The sequence below is a fragment of the Methylobacterium oryzihabitans genome (genome assembly GCF_004004555.2).
GTDB lineage: Bacteria > Pseudomonadota > Alphaproteobacteria > Rhizobiales > Beijerinckiaceae > Methylobacterium > Methylobacterium oryzihabitans.
The window spans coordinates 1-443 of the sequence record NZ_SACP01000157.1 but is presented as its reverse complement, the minus strand read 5'-3'; the positions used below and the strand labels follow the sequence as shown (position 1 = coordinate 443).

General features: G+C 63.7%; 1 protein-coding gene. It reads left to right on the top strand.

Annotated features, from left to right (window positions below; translation table 11 throughout):
- The coding region (locus EOE48_RS28835) for a hypothetical protein (protein ID WP_210249626.1) at positions 1-443 on the top strand (443 nt) is incomplete at both ends.

Sequence of the window (443 nt, the reverse complement as noted above, 5' to 3'; positions counted from 1 at the left end):
CTGGCGTTCTGCTTCGACCGCAGCGAAAACAGCCTGTACCTGCTGAACGAGCAAAGCCGCAACATCTGGATCACCCCGGAGAACTACCAGGAAGTGGCAGTGGTGTTCGACCAAGCCTTCCTGGCCCGCCATGGGCTGGACCCGCAACGCCTCGAAGGGTTGTTCATGGAGCCGCTGGGCAGTGGGCAGAACGCATTGTTTGGCAGCTGGCTGAGTGCCACGCTGACCCGCCTCGGGCAGGCCGACTGCCCATTGCAGGGGCAAGCCCTGGCGGAACAACTGCTGGAGGATTGCCTGTTCATTCTCGATAACGCCAGCCAGCGCCTGCAGGGCATAGCCTTGGGGCGGCGCGACGAAGAGCGGGCGATCATGCGCCGGGTCAGCGAGTGGGCGGCGGACTGCCCAGAAGAGACGTTGAACCTGGTGGAGCTGGCAGATGTTGC